Source organism: Shinella zoogloeoides, from assembly GCF_033705735.1.
Lineage (GTDB): Bacteria > Pseudomonadota > Alphaproteobacteria > Rhizobiales > Rhizobiaceae > Shinella > Shinella zoogloeoides_A.
The window spans coordinates 275908-292817 of record NZ_CP131131.1; the positions used below are offsets into that span (position 1 = coordinate 275908).

Here is a 16910-nt window from a genome sequence, read left to right on the forward strand (position 1 = left end):
CCGGAAGCTACCCATTGCGGTTGGCGAGGTCCACGGGAAATGGGCCGGTGTCCACGCCTTTTCAACCGTCAGGGCGTGAGGAGCACCTTGCCGGCGCGGGACGGGTCGTCCTGCCGGGCGAGGGCGGCCGGAAGGTCCGGCAGCGAAAAGACGCTGTCGACCGCCGAGCCGAGAATGCCGGCGCGGATGCCGGCGAAGCTCCCGGCGAAGGCGGCCTCGATGGCGGCGCGCGGGGCGGAATGCACCCAGTTGCGCAGCCAGAGGAAGGCGAAGGCGACCTCTTCCAGCCGGGCCGTCACCAGCGCCGGATCGAGCTGCGCGCCGGAAAGCGCGCCATACTGGATGAAGGCGCCGCCGGCGCGGATTTGCCGGAACAGCGCATCGCCCGCCGCGCCGCCGACCGCATCGAGTATCCCGTCAAGCGGTGGTGTCGACTGCACGACGATCTCGCCGCCGAAGGTTCCACCGAGCCGCGCCGCCGTCGCAGCGCTGCGCACCAGCGCGACGGGCCGGAAGCCTGCATCGGCCAGCAGTGCGAGCAGCATCCACCCTATGGCGGAGGCTGCGGCGGTGACGCCGATCCGCTGGCCGCTTGCCGTGCCGAAATGCGTCTCGACCGCGTCGATCAGCCGGAAGGCCGTCAGCGGGTTCACATAGGCCATGGCGGCCTGATCGTCGGAAAGGTCGTCCGGCACCGCAAAGCACCATTCGGCCGGGCGGACAAGGTATTCCTGCCAGAGCCCGCTCGCGCCGATCGGCAGCACGCGCTGGCCGGCCGCAAGCCCCGTCACGCCCTCGCCGAGGCGTGTGATCTCCCCCACGCCCTCGAAGCCGGGCACGAAGGGCAGAGTGGTGCGGCTGCGATAGGCCCCGGTGACGGGAATGAGGTCGGAAGGGTTGATCGCGGCGCGGCGGATACGGATTTCCACCGCGCCGGGGCCGGGTGCCGTGCGCTCCACCTCTTCGAGGCCGATCACCTTCCGGGGATCGCCGAAGGCATGGACGACGGCACGCAGCATGGGTTCAGGCGCGTTGCGGCAGCAGCGGGTAGCCGGCGAGCACGGCGCGACCGGCAAGGGCGGCGATGCCGACCTTGATCAGGTCGCCCGGCAGGAAGGCCGCGGACGCGGCGACCGCCGGCAGGAAGGCATTGCCGGTCGCGTAGCTCAGCCAGACGAGACCGAAGAGATAGACGGTGACGACACCGCCGATGAAGGCGGCTGCGACGAAGGCGGCGATCTGGGCGATCTCGTTCTGCCCCTCGCGCACGAGGCGCTCTGCGATCAGGCCGCAGACGAGGGCGCCGAAGGCCCAGCCGACGACATAGCCGCCCGTCGGGCCGGCGAGCACGGCAAAGCCGCCGCGTCCGCCCGACAGGACCGGCAGGCCGATGGCGACGAGCAACAGGAAGAGCAGCATGGAGAGGAAGCCGCGCCGCGCGCCGAGAATGCAGCCGGCGAGCATCGGGCCGAGCGACTGCGCGGTGATCGGCACCGGAATGAAGCCGAGCGTGATGGGCGGCAGAAGGCCGAGAACCACCATGATGGCGGCGAAAAGGGCGACAAGCACGAGATCTCTGGTGGTCACTTCATGTCCTCGTTCGAAAAGGCCAGTGGCTCGAAAGGCCTCGGCACTTTAGTGACGCCGAAAGCCACGGGCGTCAATCGCCATGGCGATCGTATCCGCATCCTTCAGCGTCAGGATGATCAGCGGCACAAGGGCCGTGAGCGGGCGCAGCGGCAGGCCGCGCGCCCTGTGTGCATCGGCGATGTCGTGATAGCGCGCCAGAATCTCCGGCACGAAGCGGATGACGAGGCCGACCGCAAGGCTTACATCCGCCGCCCGCACGAGGCCGAGGCGTTCCAGCGGCGCGGCAAGCCGGGCGATCTCGTCCATGAAGGCCGAAATGCCGGTCGCCGCGGTAATGGTGGCGGCAAGCAGCACGAGGATGGAAAGCCGGCAGAAGACGACGACCGCCTCGTGCGGCGATACGAAGACATAGTTCGCGGCCGCCACGAGCAGCACCGTGAAGAGCACGAAGCGCGTGCGGCGGAACGCTTCCGCAATGCCGATGCCCGTCGAAAGGAAGAGCGCGGCCGCAAGGCCGAGCGCCGGCACGAGAAGGCGAAGGTCCGAAAGGAAGAACAGCCCGATCGCCGCGGTGAAGAGCACGATCAACTTGCCGCGCACCGGCATGCGGTGGAGCGGCGAGTTGCCCTCGATGTCGAGCCCGTTCAGCATGCCGCGATCTTCCGGTAGGTGCGGATCGCCTCGTCCGGCGGCGCATCGGCAGCAAGCCGGCCCTCGCTGAAGACGAGCACCCGGTCGAAGCTCTCAAGCAGCGCGAGGTCGTGGGTAATGACGAGGACCTGTTCGGGCAGGTCGGCGATGGTGCGCTCGATCAGGGTGCGGTTCTTCAGGTCGAGCTGGTTGGTCGGCTCGTCGAGGATGAGGAGGTCCGGCCCGGTGACGAGCACGCTGGCGATGGCGCCGAGCTGCGTCTCTCCGCCGGAGAACTCGTGCACGCGCCGCCGCGCGAGATGCGCTATGCCGAAGCGGGCGAGAACGGCGTCCGTTCTCTCGGCGATCTCGGCCTTGGCGAGGCCGCGATTCTTGAGGCCGAAGGCGATGTCCTCGGCAAGGATCGGCAGGATCATCTGGTGCTGCGGGTTCTGGAAGATGAAGCCGGTCCGCCCGCGCGCGGCCGCCTCGTCCTTCACCGTATCGAGCCCTCCGACCGTCACCGTGCCTTCGGTCGGCTTGACGAGGCCGTTGATGAGCCGGGCCATGGTGGTCTTGCCGGAGCCGTTGAGGCCGACCACGCCGATGCGCCGCTCCGTGAGCGAAAGGTCGAGCGGATGGAGGGCGATGCGCCCGCCGTAGCGCACCGTGGCGGCGGAAAAGACGATATCCAAGAGCGGGGTCCCGGTTCGCGGAAAGTGGGTGGGAGCTATAGCATGGCGCGGCGCAAAGGGAACCCGGGCGGTGGTCGTTGGGGAAACCCCTTCGCACAAGGGGGAGGGGCTTACTGTGCCGTGCCTTCCGCATTCCATTCTGAGCGATGAGAAAACCTCCCGCTTTCTCCCCCTTGTGGGGGAGATGCCGGCATGCAGAGGGGGCGGGCTGGATGCGGTGTTTCAAAAGAAGTGGAACAAACCAAGAATATATGCCTATCATCCACCCATGACGATTCTTCTCCCCAATGCCGAGGCTCGGCGCATCTTCCTCGCCCGACAGGGTCTCAGCGCCTCTCCCGGCCGCCTGCTCGGCAAGGAAGGGCTGCTCCGGCTCATCCACGATATCGGCTTCGTGCAAGTGGACAGTATCGCCACGGTCGAGCGCGCGCACCACCAGATCCTCTTCTCGCGCAACCAGACCTACCGGCGCGAGCATCTGGCCGAGCTTCTGGAAAAGGACGGCGAGCTTTTCGAGAACTGGACGCATGATGCCTCGATCATCCCGAGCGCCTTCTTCCGCTACTGGAAGCACCGCTTCCGCCGCGAGGACGCCACCATCATCGAACGCTGGCGCAAATGGCGCGAGCCGGGCTTCGAGGAGGCCTTCGACGAGACCTATGCGCGCATCGTCTCGGGCGGCGCCGTGCTTTCGCGCGATCTGAAGGCCGACGATCACAGGTCCGGCGGCTGGTGGAACTGGCATCCCAACAAGACGGCGCTGGAATATCTCTGGCGCACCGGCAAGGTCGCCATCGCCCGGCGGGAGAATTTCCAGAAGGTCTACGATCTCGTCGAGCGCGTCGTCCCGACGCATCATCACGAGCCGGATGTGGAGCACGACGCCTTCGTCAACTGGGCCTGCCGCAGCGCGCTGGAGCGGCTCGGTTTTGCCACCCACGGCGAGATCGCCGCCTTCTGGGATCTCATCTCGCCGGACGAGGCGAGGGCCTGGGTGGAAGCCCACCGCGACGAGCTTCGCCCCGTCCTGATCGAGCCGGCCGACGGCGGCAAGCCACGCGCCTCCCATGCCTTCGCCGATTTCCCGGAACGTCTCGGCGACATTCCCGAACCGCCGAACCGGCTGCGCGTGCTCTCGCCCTTCGACCCGCTGATCCGCGACCGGAACCGGACGGAACGGCTCTTCGGCTATTTCTACCGCATCGAGGTCTTCGTGCCGGAACCGAAGCGGCAATATGGCTACTATGTCTTCCCGCTGCTGGAAGGCGACCGCCTCGTCGGCCGCATCGACATGAAGGCCGACCGCAAGGCAGGCACGCTGGATGTCAAGCGTCTCTGGTGGGAGCCGAAGGTGCGCGCCTCGGCGGGGCGGATGGAAAGGCTGGAGGCGGAGCTGGGGCGGCTGGCGAAGTTCTCCGGCGTGGAGGAGGTGCGGTATCTCAATGGGTGGCGCGGGGAGGGGGCGTAGCGCGGCCCCTCATCCGCCTGCCGGCACCTTCTCCCCGCAAGCGGGGAGAAGGGGTATGTCGGACCGTTTCCAGACATCGCGACCATGGCGGGGGGGTGAGGCAGCGCCACAACGCCCTTCTCCCCGCTTGCGGGGAGAGCGACTGTCTTTGTTGTCAAGTGTTTTGCCATGGCCTTTGGTCCCTGATGATGGCGTTGAGCATGGTCAGCAGCTTCCGCATGGTTGCGACGATGGCGACGATCTTCGGCTTGCCGGCCGCCACGAGATGATCGCGGAAGGCCTTGAGCACCGCATTGTGGCGACTGGCCACGAGGGCTGCCATGAACAGCACGGACCGCACGTTGCTCCGGCCTCCGCCGATGAAGCTCCTGCCCTTCCACTTGCCCGATTGCCGCGTCCACGGTGCAAGCCCGGCCAGCGCCGCGATCTGTCGCCGGTCGAGGCTGCCCAGTTCCGGCATATGTGCCAAAAGCGTGCGCGCCACCGCCGGTCCCACGCCCGGCACCGAGGTCAACAGCCTCTCGCGCACCCGCCACAACGGTGATTTGCGGATCCGGTCGTCCATATCGGCATCAAGGCTCTCCAGCTCGCGCCGCAGCGCCGTCAGGACGCGCCGGATGCTCTTGCGGGCGGGCGGGGATGCGGCCATCCGCTCGCGGTTCTCTTCCGCCACCATCATCTGCACGATCTGGCGCCGCCGTGTCACCAGTTCGCCGAAGGCCCGCGCCGCCTCGTCCTTCAAGGGACGTATGTCGGGCTTGGCCGCTTCGACGAAGGCCGCGATCACTGCCGCGTCGATCGGATCGGTCTTGGCATGTTTGCCCAGAGCATTCGCATAGGCGCGAACCTGTGCCGGATTGACGACCACCACGGCAAGCCCCGCCGCCGAAAGCGCCGCCACCGCCACATGCTCGTAGCCGCCCGTCGCCTCCAGCGCCACCAGAGCGGGGCCGTGCGACGACAGCCGGGCTATCAGCGCCTCCACGCCGGCATGATCGTTGCCGACCCGGAAATGTTCACCCGACGGTGCGACATGCACGTCGAGCCAGTCCTTCGATACGTCGATACCGACGACAACCTTGTCCATCCGATCCCATCCTTGCCTAAGCGGGCTTCGCAATGTCGAGCGGCCCTGGCGACTGTTCGGGTTCGATGGAACGGCGGATGGAGACCCGGGCTCTCCCGCGGGCTTGGTGTCCCAAAAGTGCTGCGGGATGCCATCCGCCACCGCAATGCCAAATACACCGGCTTTCGCGGATAAAGGGAAGTTACAAAGGTGGCCGGCAGGCGGATGAGGGGCAGCTACGCCGCCACTGGCCGCCCGCCGAACGCACCCCGCGCGTTTTCCGCAAGCGCCCGAAACTTGTCCGAAGCCCCGGTCAGCTTCGCGTCCCATTCCGGGTCCGGCACCTGGCTGCGGATCGTGTCGAGATAGACGGCCATCAGCGCGGCGATGGCGAAGGGTTCCAGCACCGCGGCCTTGAAGGCCCAGGCGAAGACGATGGCGACGACGAAGCTGAGGCCGGCGATCTCGCCGGGGAAGGCGTAGAGGATCGCGGCCGCCGGTGCGAGCGCCAGCACGAAGACGAGGATGGAGAGGAGCCACAGGAAGACGGAGAGCCAGACGGCGTTCTTGACCATCTTTATGCCGTTCTGCGCATAGAGCACGAGGCCGTGGCGCGAGCTTTCCCAGGCGTTGTCGCTGTTCGTGCGGATGTTGTAGCCGAGGATGATCTCGTCGACATAGGTCAGCGACAGGCGGATGACGGTGTTGGCGAAGCGCGCGATACCGTCGAGGCCGGGGATCGGCAGGAAGGCCGCGATGCCGCCGATGAGCCCGGTGATGGCGGCGATCATGCCCTTGATGAGCTGGTCGAGCGCGAAGAGCACGTTGGCCTCGCCGAACCGGGCGGTGACGATCTCGCGGCCATAGGCGACCTGGCCCTTGCCGTCCGGCAGCGCCTCGCCGTCGATCAGCTTGACGATGACGGCGATATGGGCGGCCTTGACCATGTAGAGCAGCCATTCGCGCGCCCAGTAGACGGCGACACCCACGAAGCCCATGCCGAAGATGCCGCCCCATATGGCGAAGGATTCCGGGCTGTCGCTGAGCGAGCCCACCCCGTAGCCGATGCCGGCGCCGGTGCCGGACGCCAGGATGAAGGCGAGCGTGATGACGAAATAGATCGCCATGCGCATGAGGATGAACGGCATCGTCCGCGCGAGGATGCCGATGGTCCTGCCGATGCTGAAATCCCACATGCCGTCCGCCCCCAAGGAAAATCCCGCAACCGCGAGACGTTTCACGGATGCGGGATATTCAATGGGGCTGAAATTCAGCAGAGGTCTGTGGCGCTGATCTTGATGCCGAAGCCCTCGAGGCCGACATAGTGGCGCTCGCGCGAGGCCATCAGGCGGATCGAGGTGATGCCGAGATCCTTGAGGATCTGCGCGCCGAGGCCGATTTCCAGCCATTCGCTCTCGCGTGCCTGCGCCTCGTCATGGCCCTCGCGGTCGTGCATGCCCTTGCGCGCCGTGGACGACTGGCCGACGCCGACCGAGCCTTCGCGCAGATACACGACGACGCCGCGGCCCTCACTTGCGATGCGCTTCATGATGCCGTCGATCTGGCGGTCCGCGCCGAAGACGTCGCCGCCGACATTTTCGAGATGCAGGCGCACCGGAATGTCGACGCCGTCGCGGATATCGCCGAAGACGACGGCGAGGTGCTGCATCGGGTCCCAGGGTAGCGTGTAGGTCACGGCCCTTGCCCTGCCGTAGGGCGTTTCGATGTCGAAGCTGCCGACCTGCTCGATCAGCGTCTCCTTGCGCTGGCGATAGGCGATGAGGTCGGCGACGGAGACCTGCTTGAGGCCGTTCTTCTCCGCGAAGCTTGCAACCTGCGGGCCGCGCATCACGGTGCCGTCGTCGTTGACGAGCTCGCTGATCACGCCGATCGGCGGAAGGCTCGCGAGCTTGCAGAGGTCGACGGCGGCTTCCGTATGGCCGGAGCGCATCAGCACGCCGCCCTCGCGGGCGACGAGCGGGAAGATATGGCCGGGGCGTACGAAGTCGCTCGGGCCGATATTCGGATTGGCGAGGTTGCGCACGGTCAGCGTGCGATCGTCGGCGGAAATGCCGGTCGTCGTGCCGTGCTTGAAGTCGACGGAGACGGTGAAGGCGGTGGTGTGGGCCGAATCGTTCTCCGCCACCATGGCGTTGAGGTTGAGGCGCTTGGCTTCCTCGCGCGGCATGGGCGTGCAGACGATGCCGGAGGTGTGGCGTACGATGAAGGCCATCTTTTCCGGCGTGCAATGCACGGCGGCGACGATCAGGTCGCCCTCGTTCTCGCGGCCGTCGTCATCCATGACGACGACGATCTCGCCGGCCTCGAAGGCGCGGATGGCGTCGACGACACGCTTCTGGTCGTAGCTCATGGCAGGCTCCTATTTCAGACGGCCGGTCTGGCCGCGGTCGCGCAGGTAATGGTCGGCAATGGCGCAGGCGACCATCGCCTCGCCGATGGGCACGGCGCGGATGCCGACGCAGGGATCGTGCCGCCCCTTGGTGCGCACGTCGACATTGTTGCCGTCGGCGTCGATGGAGCGGCGCTCGGTGAGGATGGAAGAGGTCGGCTTGATGGCGAAGCGCGCGACGACCGGCTGGCCGGTCGAGATGCCGCCGAGGATGCCGCCGGCATGGTTCGACAGGAAGATCGGGTTGCCGTCATTGCCCATGCGCATCTCGTCGGCGTTCGCCTCGCCGGTGAGTTCCGCGGAGGCGAAGCCCTCGCCGATCTCCACGCCCTTGACGGCGTTGATCGACATGAGCAGCGAGGCGATGTCCTGGTCGAGCTTGCCGTAGATCGGCGCGCCGATGCCGGCCGGAACGCCCTCGGCAACGACTTCCACGACGGCGCCGACGGAGGAGCCGGCCTTGCGGATGCCATCGAGATACTCTTCCCAGACAGGCACGATGGCGGGGTCGGGCGCGAAGAACGGGTTGTTGTTGACCTCGTTCCAGTCCCAGTTATTGCGGTCGATCTTGTGCTTGCCGATCTGCACCAGCGCGGCGCGCACCGTCAGCCCCGGCACGACCTTGCGGGCAAGCCCGCCGGCGGCGACGCGCGCCGCGGTCTCGCGGGCGGAGGAGCGTCCACCGCCGCGATAGTCGCGGATGCCGTACTTGACGTCATAGGTGTAGTCGGCATGGCCCGGGCGGTAGCGGCGGGCGATCTCGCCATAATCCTTGGAGCGCTGGTCGGTGTTCTCGATCAGCATGGAGACGGGCGTGCCTGTCGTGATCATCGTCTCGCCGTCCTCGTCCGGCATGACGCCGGAGAGCACTTTCAAGAGGTCGTCCTCGCGGCGCTGCGTCACGAAGCGCGACTGGCCGGGCTTTCGCTTGTCCAGCCAGGCCTGGATTTCGGCGAGCGTGAAGCGGATGCCGGGCGGGCAGCCGTCCACCACGCAGCCGAGCGCCGGCCCATGGCTTTCGCCCCAGGTGGTGACGCGGAAAAGGTGACCGAAAGTGTTGTGCGACATGAGCGGAACCGGACCTGAAAGATATGCGCCCTCTCTTAGTGGAAAAAGGCGGGGAGGGACAAGGGTTTCGCACTTCCGGGGTGCGATTGCCCCTCATCCCCCTGCCGCCACCTTCTCCCCGCAGGCGGGGAGAAGGGACATGTGGCCCGGCTTTCCTGCCGGCGGAACGCTTGCGATTGAGGGAAACGATGCATCCTCCTCTTCGCCCCGCCTGCGGGGAGAAGGTCCCGGCAGGGGGGTGAGGGGCAGACTTGCGACTACGAAGCGATCTTCCACCGCATCTCGGTGCCGAAGGCGAGGAACGCCTCGCGCGAGAGCGGCCTGGCGAAGGCGAAGCCCTGCAGGAGGTCGCAGCCGAGCCGGTTCAGCATCTCGGCATGCTCCATCGTCTCGACGCCCTCCGCGACGATCTCGATGCCGAGGGAGCGGCCGATTTCGATGATCGAGCGCACCAGCGCCTGCTCGTTGTGCGAGGAAAGGATAGGCGCGACGAGCTGGCGGTCGATCTTCAGCCGCTTGGGCTTCAGCTTCAGGAGGCTGACGATGGAGGTGTGGCCGGTGCCGAAATCGTCGATCTCGATATCGATGCCGAGCGCCTTGATGCGCTCGAGATTGGCGAGCACGACGTCGTCGCTCTCGTCGAGGAAGATCGATTCCACCAGTTCGAAGGAGATCTGGCCGGGCTGGATGGAGAGGCCGGTGAGGCTGTCGATCAGGCTCTCGTCGCGCAGGCGCCGGGCCGAGACATTGACCGATATCTTCGGCATGATGAGACCCTGCGCCGCCCAGCGGGCGCAGTCGATCAGCGCCTTTTCCAGCACGATGCGGTCGAGCGTCGCCATGACGTTGAGGTCTTCGGCGATCTTGAGGAAGCGGTCGGGCGTCAGCAGCCCGTCGCGCGGGTGGTTCCAGCGGATCAGCGCCTCGGCGCCGGCGAGCTTCATCGTGCCGGCGTCGATCTGCGGCTGGTAATAGGGCACGAATTCGTTGTTCTCGATGCCCGAGAGGATGTCGTCGGCGATGCGCTTGTTCGAGATGATCTCGGCCTGCAGCACCTCGGTGAAGAATTCGTGGCGGTTCCGTCCCATCGCCTTGGCGCGGTAGAGCGCGATGTCGGCATTGACGAGCAGCTTCGCCGTGTCGATGGCGCGGCCCTCGGCGAGCGCGATGCCAATGCTGACGCCGAAGCGGCACAGATGCCCCTCGTATTCGACCGGCTGCTGCATGAGGCCGATGATGCGGCGGGCGAGCGTACTGAGATAGGTCTCGTCCGTCGTGCCGCCGGCGACCACGAGGAATTCGTCGCCGCCAATGCGCGCGACGAGATCGCCCGGCCGCGCGCAGGAGCGCAGCACCTGCGAGGCATGGATCAGCAGTGCGTCGCCGGCCGCATGGCCGAGCGTGTCGTTGATCTGCTTGAAGCGGTCGAGGTCGATATGCAGGATGGCGACGCGCTCGTCGGCGGTCCCGCTGCGCGCTGCGATCGCGGTCAGCTCGTCATCGAGCCTGCGGCGGTTGGCAAGGCCCGTCAGCGGATCGTGCAGCGCATTGTGCTCGATGCGATCCTTGGCCTGCGCCAGTTCGACATTCTTGGCGTCCGCCTGTTCCTTCGCCGCCTTGAGGCTCTGCTTGAGGATCACGTCCTCGGTGACGTCGAAGGCGAGGCCGATGAGCTTGCGGCCGCCGTCGGGGCCTCTATGGATCTTGCCGACGGAGCGGACGTGGCGAATGATGCCCTCGGCAAGCAGGATGCGCGCTTCGTGAACATAGGGCAGATCGTGCTCGATGCAGTGGCCCACATTGTCCATGATCGCCTGCCGGTCCGCCTCGTGGATCGAGCCCAGCCACATTTCGCGCGTGACGACGCCGTCGGTATAGGTCAAGCCGTAGAGCTGGTGCATGCGCTCGTCCCACAGCGTTAACTCGTTCTCCAGGTCCGCTTCCCACAGGCCGCACTGGTAGGAATCGAGCGCAAGGTCGAGGCGCCGCGTCAGCTTCGCAAGCTCGGCATTCTGCACCTCGGCATGTTCCTTGGCGCGTTGAAGCGCCTGGTTGAGCAGGACGTCCTCGGTGACGTCCCAGCTGATGCCGGTCAGTTTTTCCATGCCGTTCGGGCCGACGAGGCGCGAGCCGACATTGCGGATATAGTGCCAGCTGCCGTCCGGCATGAGGATGCGGTATTGTGACCGGTATTCGCTGCCGCCGGCCAGGATGAGGTCCATCTCCGCCTTGGTCTTGGCGATGTCGTCGGGATGCAGCACCGAGCGCCATTCGTCGTCGTCCGGCGTCTCGTCTTCCGGAAAGCCGTGCAGGCGGTGCATCTGGCTGTCCCAACTGCGGCCGCCCGCGGGGAGTTCGATTTCCCAGATGCCGATCTTGGAGGCGTCGAGCGCGATGTCGAGGCGTTGCGACAGGGACTGGACCTGCCGCTCGCGCGCCCGCAGCCGCGCCATGTTGCGCTGCCGCTCGCTGACGAGGCCGCCGGTCAGGAAGATCGGGACGATGATGATGAGCGCGGCGGCGGCGGCGGTCAGCCTTATCTGCATGAGGTTGGCGGGCGGATGGTGCCAGCCGCTGGCCGGAACCGCGCCCAGTTCCCAGCGACCGCCGGGAAAATCGAGCACCTGCACGACCGGTTCGTTGTCGAACACGTCGGCGCTACCGAAGAACGGATCGACGATATTGTCCGGCACGCTCACGTCGCGGATGGCAAGTTCGATGTCGGTGGTGTGCTGCGGGGCGCCCTGCCGCATATGACGGCCGGTCTGGAGCAGGCCGGCATCGATCAGCAGCCTACGCTCGTCGATCAGCCCGTCGATATAGCCCCAGAAATCACTCCGCGCGTCGACACGGGTGAAGACGGGCATGAAGAGGTGGAAGCCGCGCCCGCCGCTGGCGAATTCGACCGGGCCGAACATCAGCGACCGCCCGCGCGTTCGCACGCGCTCCGCTGCGGTGCGGAAGGAGGGAAAGCGGTTGAAGTCCGTGCCGAGATAATGCTCGGCGCCCTGTCGCGGAAATACCTGCGAGACCTTGCCTCCGGGTGCCACGCCGATCCGGCGGAAGTGGTTGTTCTGCACCATCAGCTTGTGGGCGAAAACGCCGAACTGCGCGGTGCCCTGATCGGGGGCGACGGAGAACAGGTTGGAAATGCTGCGCAGGGCGGCGATATTGCCCTTTACCTCACTCTGCAGGCGTGCGGCCGCCAGCGTCAGATCGGCCGATACATGGTTTTGCAGTTCGCTGCGGTAGATGTTCTCGTTCAGCCGCTCATAGAGCACGTCGCCGGTGAGGATGACACAGCCCGCGATCGCGGCGGGAACGAGCGAGGGCCGCGCCCACTCTGCGATGGACGCCAGATGACGGCGAAGGGCGGCGAGCAAAGGCAAAAAGAATTCCCCGGTTGTGGCGAAACACTATGGGAGGCTTCCTTAAAATTGCATTTATAAGCAACTGAAATACTTGTGCTTCCTCCTGACCGTGGGTAGCAGCGGCGCTTTGCCCGTCGGACAATGCGGGGGATGACGCATACCGTCACCTTGATTCGCGGGCCCTTTCCCGTCATCCATTCCATCCGGGACGGGCAACGGGCGAATTTCGCCATATTTGGGGGGCATCTGACGTGACCGGCAAAAAGACTGATTCATTTCCAGGGATTCGCAAGATGCGGTTGCTCATCGCTACACTGATGGCCATGGCTGTTCTCCTTTCACCGCTCGCCGCTTCCGCGGAAAGCGCCGATGTCGAGGCGGTGATCACCAAGGTGGATACGGCCAATCTCAGCCTGTCGCTCGACGACGGCAAGAAGTACCAGGCGCCGGAGGAGTTCAACTTCGACGGCCTCGAGCCGGGCGTGAAGGTGGTGGTGTTCTACACCGACGTCGACGGCAAGCGCGTCATCAACGATCTGGAGATCGTGCAGTAAGAGGTGGCGCTGCCTTTCATCCCCTGCAGGAATCTTCTCCCTGCGGGCGGGGCGAAGGGCGCTGGGTGCGTCGGCAGGCAGCTTCAATCAGCACGGCATCCTAAAGCCAGTGCATCCCCGTTCCGTCGAGCCTGAGGATGCGGTCCTGGTGGATCGGCGTGTTCGCTGCCTCTTCCTCATCCATGCCATTGAGCCGGAAGGCCGCGCGGAAGACGCCGCCGTGGCTGACGCAGACCGTTGGGCGTGTCACGTCGCCGAGGAACGAGCCGATGCGCCAGCAGAGGATCTCGTAGCTTTCGGCGTCCTCCCCCGGGGGAATGAAGTTCCATTTGGCGCGGGCGCGCTCTTCCACTCGCTCCGGGGCGCTCGCCTTCAGCTCGGCGAGCGTATGGCCTTCCCAGTCGCCGAAGGAGAGTTCGACAAGGCGTGGATCGGTGCGGTAGGCGAGCGGGTCGAGACCCATGGCGCGGCGTAGGATCTCCATCGTCTCGCGCGTGCGCCCGAGGGGGCTCGCCACGAAGTCGAAATCCGCAACGGTGTCGCCGAGAATGCCCTTGAGGGCATGGCCGTTGCCGGCCGCCTGGCGGCGGCCGGTATCGTTGAGCGGGATGTCCTTCTGGCCTTGCAGCCTGCCCTCTGCATTCCACGCGGTCTGGCCGTGTCGGATCATGTAGATGAGCAAGGCGGGTCCCTGAAGTGCGTCAGTCCTTGATGACGGAAATGTCCGGTGCGTCCACGGCCTTCATGCCGATGACATGGTAGCCGCTGTCGGCGTGGTGCGTCTCGCCCGTGACGGAGCGCGACAGGTCCGACAGGAGATAGAGGCCGACATCGCCTACTTCCTCGATGGTGACGGTACGGCGCAGCGGCGCATTGTACTCGTTCCACTTGAGGATATAGCGGAAGTCGCCGATGCCGGAGGCCGCGAGCGTCTTGATCGGGCCGGCCGAGACGGCGTTGACGCGGATGTTCTTCGGGCCGAGGTCGACGGCGAGATACTTGACGCTCGCCTCGAGCGCGGCCTTGGCGACGCCCATGACGTTGTAGTTCGGCATCACCTTCTCGGCGCCGTAATAGGTCAGCGTCAGCATGGAGCCGCCGTCGGTCATCAGCTTTTCCGCACGGCGGGCGACCGACGTGAAGGAATAGACCGAAATCTGCATCGTCTTGGCGAAGTTGCCGGGCGTGGTGTCGACATAGCGGCCCGTCAGCTCTTCCTTGTCGGAAAAGCCGATGGCGTGCACGATGAAGTCGATCTTGCCCCACATCTTTTCGATATTGTCGAAGACCGCGTCGATCGACGCCTCGTCGGAAACATCGCAGTCGCCGGCCAGCACCGCGCCGATTTCGGCAGCCAGCGGCTCGACGCGCTTCTTCAGGGCATCGCCCTGGTAGGTAAAGGCGATTTCGCCGCCCTGTGCATGGATAGCCTTGGCTATGCCCCAGGCGATGGAACGGTTGTTGGCGACGCCCATGATGACGCCGCGCTTGCCCTTCATCAGACCAGATGCCTGAACCATGGTTTGCCCCCTGATATCAAAGTCGAAATTGCCTATGGCATAGGCGGCAATGCGGTTCAAGCGCGCGGGGGTTCAGGAACTGTTAGCATCCGTAACATTGGGTGCATGTTTCACAGAAGAATCATAAATCGATTAAAGATAGAGACCTTCGCGCAGCGACCGCATGAGATCGATCATCTTGGCATCCGGCTTCTCCCACAGGAGAAGGCGGATTTCGGCAATGAGATCACCACGTTCGCCGTTGTCCTTCGTCAGTCCCTCGCCCTCGATGCGGATCGTCTGGTCCGATCCCGACCAGGCCGGAACCGTCACGGGGATCGGGCCGAGCGGCCCGTCGATCGTCGTCTCGCAGCCGAGAACGGCGTTCTCGATGGTGATCGGCAGGTCGATCCTGAGATCGAAACCGTCGGTGCGGAAGCGGCCGGGTGCGACTCGCACGGTGACGACGGCGTCGCCCCGCCGCAGATTCTCGATGCGGTATCCGGCCTCCCTGAGGCGGATGACCTGCCCGTCCGTCGTGCCCGCTCCGATGGGCACGCGGATCGTCTGGCCTTCCGGTGTCTCGATGGTCGGACGCACCCGGTTGAGGATGTCCTCCACCGTCACGGTGATGTCGGTAACGAGATCCGGTGCCTTGTCGATCCTTGCGCGGCTGCCGCGGATGCGGCGGATGATGGCGGAGATGATGGCGCCGCCTGGAGCGCTGCCGCGCGCCGGCATCGTCTCGTCGGTGGCGGCGGGCTCGTCCGCGGGTTTGCGGGCATCCTGCGCCGCGGCCTGCTGCGGTTGGGCCGGCGAGGCGGATTGCGTCTGCGGCTGGGGACGGGCCTGCGGTCTCGGCTCGGCCTGCTGGCCGCGGGAATCGACGCCGAAGATGCGGGCGATCATGTCTTCCGCGTCCTCGGACATGCGCGGGGCCTCGACCTTGCCCTTGCGCTCGGCCTCTCGGCGGCGCATCTGCTCCATGCGGCGAAGCTCGGCCTCGCGCTGCTGGCGGTCGTAGCGGCTGCGCTTTTCCGGGTCGCGCAGGAGATCGTAGGCGCGGCCGGCCTCGGTGAATCGCACGGTCGCGAGCGGGTCGTCGTGATTCTGGTCGGGATGCACGGCCTTCGCCAGCGAGCGCCAGGCGGCCTTGATTTCCTCCTGGCCCGCATTTCGCTTCACGCCGAGGACCGAATAGGGATCACGCATTACTTCCACCCGTTTCCGTTTACAGTCCAAGATAGCGAGAAACGTCCTAATCGGCTGTTACGGATCAGGGTTGAGAAAGTGCAAATACGCCCCGAACCGGATCAGCCCTGGCGGTCGAAGGCGAGCAGCAGCCATTCGCCGGTATTGCCCATGCAGGTGCGGCCGGTGAAGCTGGCGATGCCCTGGTAGGAGTGCTTGGTCGTCACGAAGTCGCGGCAGGGACGGCCCGCCCTGTCCTGGTTTTCCGCGATGCTGCTGATGACGCCCGCGCTGCCCGAGGCGGAGTTCGCCCATGGAATGGGATTGCCGCCGGTGCGCAGGAGGTCGGCCGAGGACACGGCATTGCGCACGGTGATCTCATCGGTCAGCCGTTCCGCGTTGCCGTTGGGCACAGTGTTGGTGCGCACCGTCTTGTCGACGTTGCTGTCCGAGGAGAACAGGTCAAGACCGCTCATGCAGCCCGAAAGCGCCACGCCGGACATCATGACGGCGGCGAGCCCGAGGCTGCGCGTCCAGTTTGGCTTTGTCTCCGGTCGCGTCTTTGTTATGTCTTTCACTCCAGACTGCCTCATACAGCTAGATAGATCGGCATTGATTCAAATATGAGCGATAATGCGTTAACAAGCGGTGACTTCACCGAGCAAAACGAACCCTATGCCCTGTTCGGCGCGTGGCTGGCGGAAGCCGGCAAGAGCGAGCCGAACGACGCCAACGCGCTGGCGCTCGCCACCGTCGACGAGACGGGCCTGCCGAATGTGCGCATGGTCCTGCTCAAGGGCTTCGACGAGCGGGGCTTCGTGTTCTACACGAATTTCGAGAGCCGCAAGGGCGTGGAGATCCTGGGTGCCCGCAAGGCTGCCATGTGCTTCCACTGGAAATCGCTGCGCCGGCAGGTGCGCGTGCGCGGCGATATCGAGATCGTGTCGGATGCGGAGGCCGACGAATATTATGCCTCGCGCCCGCGCGGCAGCCGCATCGGCGCCTGGGCCTCCAAGCAGTCGCGGCCGCTTGAAAGCCGCTTCGCGCTGGAAAAGGCGGTCGCGGAATATACCGCGCGCTATGCGATCGGCGACATTCCCCGCCCATCCCACTGGTCCGGCTTCCGCCTGAAACCCGTCTCCATCGAGTTCTGGCACGACCGCCCCTTCCGCCTGCACGACCGCGTGGAATTCCGCCACACGGAAGATGGGAAGGGGTGGACGAAGGTGCGGATGTATCCGTGAATGAAATGGCATGGGGGAAGGGGCGCCCCTCACCTGCCTGCCGGCATCTTCTCCCCGTAAACGGGGCGAGGAGCGATGGGCGCGCCGTTCTGCCCCTTCTCCCCGCCTGCGGGGAGAAGGTCCC

General features: G+C 65.8%; 16 protein-coding genes. 3 read left to right on the forward strand and 13 right to left on the reverse strand.

The window, feature by feature from the left end:
* Window positions 1-68 precede the first annotated feature (68 nt).
* The 4 genes from ShzoTeo12_RS18955 to ShzoTeo12_RS18970 are packed head-to-tail and all read right to left on the reverse strand — an operon-like array spanning window position 69 to window position 2915.
* Entirely contained in the window at window positions 69-1019 is a 951-nt protein-coding gene (locus ShzoTeo12_RS18955; protein WP_318913594.1) for a zinc-dependent alcohol dehydrogenase family protein, read from the reverse strand.
* A gap of 4 nt (window positions 1020-1023) precedes the next feature.
* Complete coding sequence (locus ShzoTeo12_RS18960; protein ID WP_318913596.1) at window positions 1024-1587, reverse strand: biotin transporter BioY; 564 nt, start codon at window positions 1585-1587, stop codon at window positions 1024-1026.
* A gap of 48 nt (window positions 1588-1635) precedes the next feature.
* Window positions 1636-2241 carry an energy-coupling factor transporter transmembrane protein EcfT gene (locus tag ShzoTeo12_RS18965; RefSeq protein WP_318913597.1) on the reverse strand — a complete coding sequence of 202 codons (606 nt, stop codon included), beginning with the start codon at window positions 2239-2241 and terminating at the stop codon, window positions 1636-1638.
* On the reverse strand, window positions 2235-2915 hold the full coding sequence (locus ShzoTeo12_RS18970; RefSeq protein ID WP_318913599.1) for an ABC transporter ATP-binding protein: 681 nt from the start codon (window positions 2913-2915) through the stop codon (window positions 2235-2237). The genes ShzoTeo12_RS18965 and ShzoTeo12_RS18970 overlap by 7 nt, the downstream gene beginning before the upstream one ends.
* A 268-nt stretch (window positions 2916-3183) precedes the next feature.
* On the opposite strand from ShzoTeo12_RS18970, the gene ShzoTeo12_RS18975 reads away from it, so the two are divergent.
* Entirely contained in the window at window positions 3184-4383 is a 1200-nt protein-coding gene (locus ShzoTeo12_RS18975; RefSeq protein WP_318913601.1) for a winged helix-turn-helix domain-containing protein, read from the forward strand.
* 154 nt (window positions 4384-4537) lie between these two features.
* Here the strand turns inward: ShzoTeo12_RS18975 and ShzoTeo12_RS18980 are convergent, their stop codons facing one another.
* The 5 genes from ShzoTeo12_RS18980 to ShzoTeo12_RS19000 form a co-directional block, all read right to left on the reverse strand.
* Window positions 4538-5470, reverse strand: coding sequence for an IS110 family transposase (locus ShzoTeo12_RS18980; RefSeq protein ID WP_318909409.1), 933 nt, complete (start codon window positions 5468-5470; stop codon window positions 4538-4540).
* 215 nt (window positions 5471-5685) lie between these two features.
* On the reverse strand, window positions 5686-6645 hold the full coding sequence (locus ShzoTeo12_RS18985; protein ID WP_318913602.1) for a hypothetical protein: 960 nt from the start codon (window positions 6643-6645) through the stop codon (window positions 5686-5688).
* 74 nt (window positions 6646-6719) lie between these two features.
* Window positions 6720-7820, reverse strand: coding sequence for a 3,4-dihydroxy-2-butanone-4-phosphate synthase (ribB, locus tag ShzoTeo12_RS18990; RefSeq protein ID WP_318913603.1), 1101 nt, complete (start codon window positions 7818-7820; stop codon window positions 6720-6722).
* Window positions 7821-7829: 9 nt separating this feature from the next.
* The gene (gene aroC / locus ShzoTeo12_RS18995; RefSeq protein ID WP_318913605.1) at window positions 7830-8927 is read right to left on the reverse strand and encodes a chorismate synthase; all 1098 of its coding nucleotides are present in this window, start codon (window positions 8925-8927) and stop codon (window positions 7830-7832) included.
* A 257-nt stretch (window positions 8928-9184) separates the two neighbouring features.
* Complete coding sequence (locus tag ShzoTeo12_RS19000; protein ID WP_318913607.1) at window positions 9185-12316, reverse strand: EAL domain-containing protein; 3132 nt, start codon at window positions 12314-12316, stop codon at window positions 9185-9187.
* A 275-nt stretch (window positions 12317-12591) separates the two neighbouring features.
* On the opposite strand from ShzoTeo12_RS19000, the gene ShzoTeo12_RS19005 reads away from it, so the two are divergent.
* Window positions 12592-12852: a DUF1344 domain-containing protein gene (locus tag ShzoTeo12_RS19005; RefSeq protein ID WP_119254505.1), complete on the forward strand. Its 261-nt coding sequence runs from the start codon at window positions 12592-12594 to the stop codon at window positions 12850-12852.
* Window positions 12853-12952: 100 nt separating this feature from the next.
* On the opposite strand, the gene ShzoTeo12_RS19010 is transcribed toward ShzoTeo12_RS19005, so the two are convergent.
* From ShzoTeo12_RS19010 to ShzoTeo12_RS19025, 4 genes are all read right to left on the reverse strand, one after another.
* Window positions 12953-13534, reverse strand: coding sequence for a histidine phosphatase family protein (locus ShzoTeo12_RS19010; RefSeq protein ID WP_318913609.1), 582 nt, complete (start codon window positions 13532-13534; stop codon window positions 12953-12955).
* A 19-nt stretch (window positions 13535-13553) separates the two neighbouring features.
* Window positions 13554-14372, reverse strand: coding sequence for an enoyl-ACP reductase FabI (gene fabI / locus ShzoTeo12_RS19015; RefSeq protein WP_119254947.1), 819 nt, complete (start codon window positions 14370-14372; stop codon window positions 13554-13556).
* Window positions 14373-14504: 132 nt separating this feature from the next.
* Window positions 14505-15563: a DnaJ C-terminal domain-containing protein gene (locus ShzoTeo12_RS19020; RefSeq protein ID WP_318913611.1), complete on the reverse strand. Its 1059-nt coding sequence runs from the start codon at window positions 15561-15563 to the stop codon at window positions 14505-14507.
* Window positions 15564-15664: 101 nt separating this feature from the next.
* Window positions 15665-16120, reverse strand: coding sequence for an RT0821/Lpp0805 family surface protein (locus ShzoTeo12_RS19025; RefSeq protein ID WP_245424699.1), 456 nt, complete (start codon window positions 16118-16120; stop codon window positions 15665-15667).
* Between the two features lie 45 nt (window positions 16121-16165).
* Here ShzoTeo12_RS19025 and pdxH point away from each other — a divergent pair, with 45 nt between their 5' ends.
* A complete protein-coding gene (gene pdxH, locus ShzoTeo12_RS19030) occupies window positions 16166-16786 on the forward strand; it encodes a pyridoxamine 5'-phosphate oxidase (protein ID WP_119254509.1) in 621 nt (206 codons plus the stop codon).
* Window positions 16787-16910 lie beyond the last annotated feature (124 nt).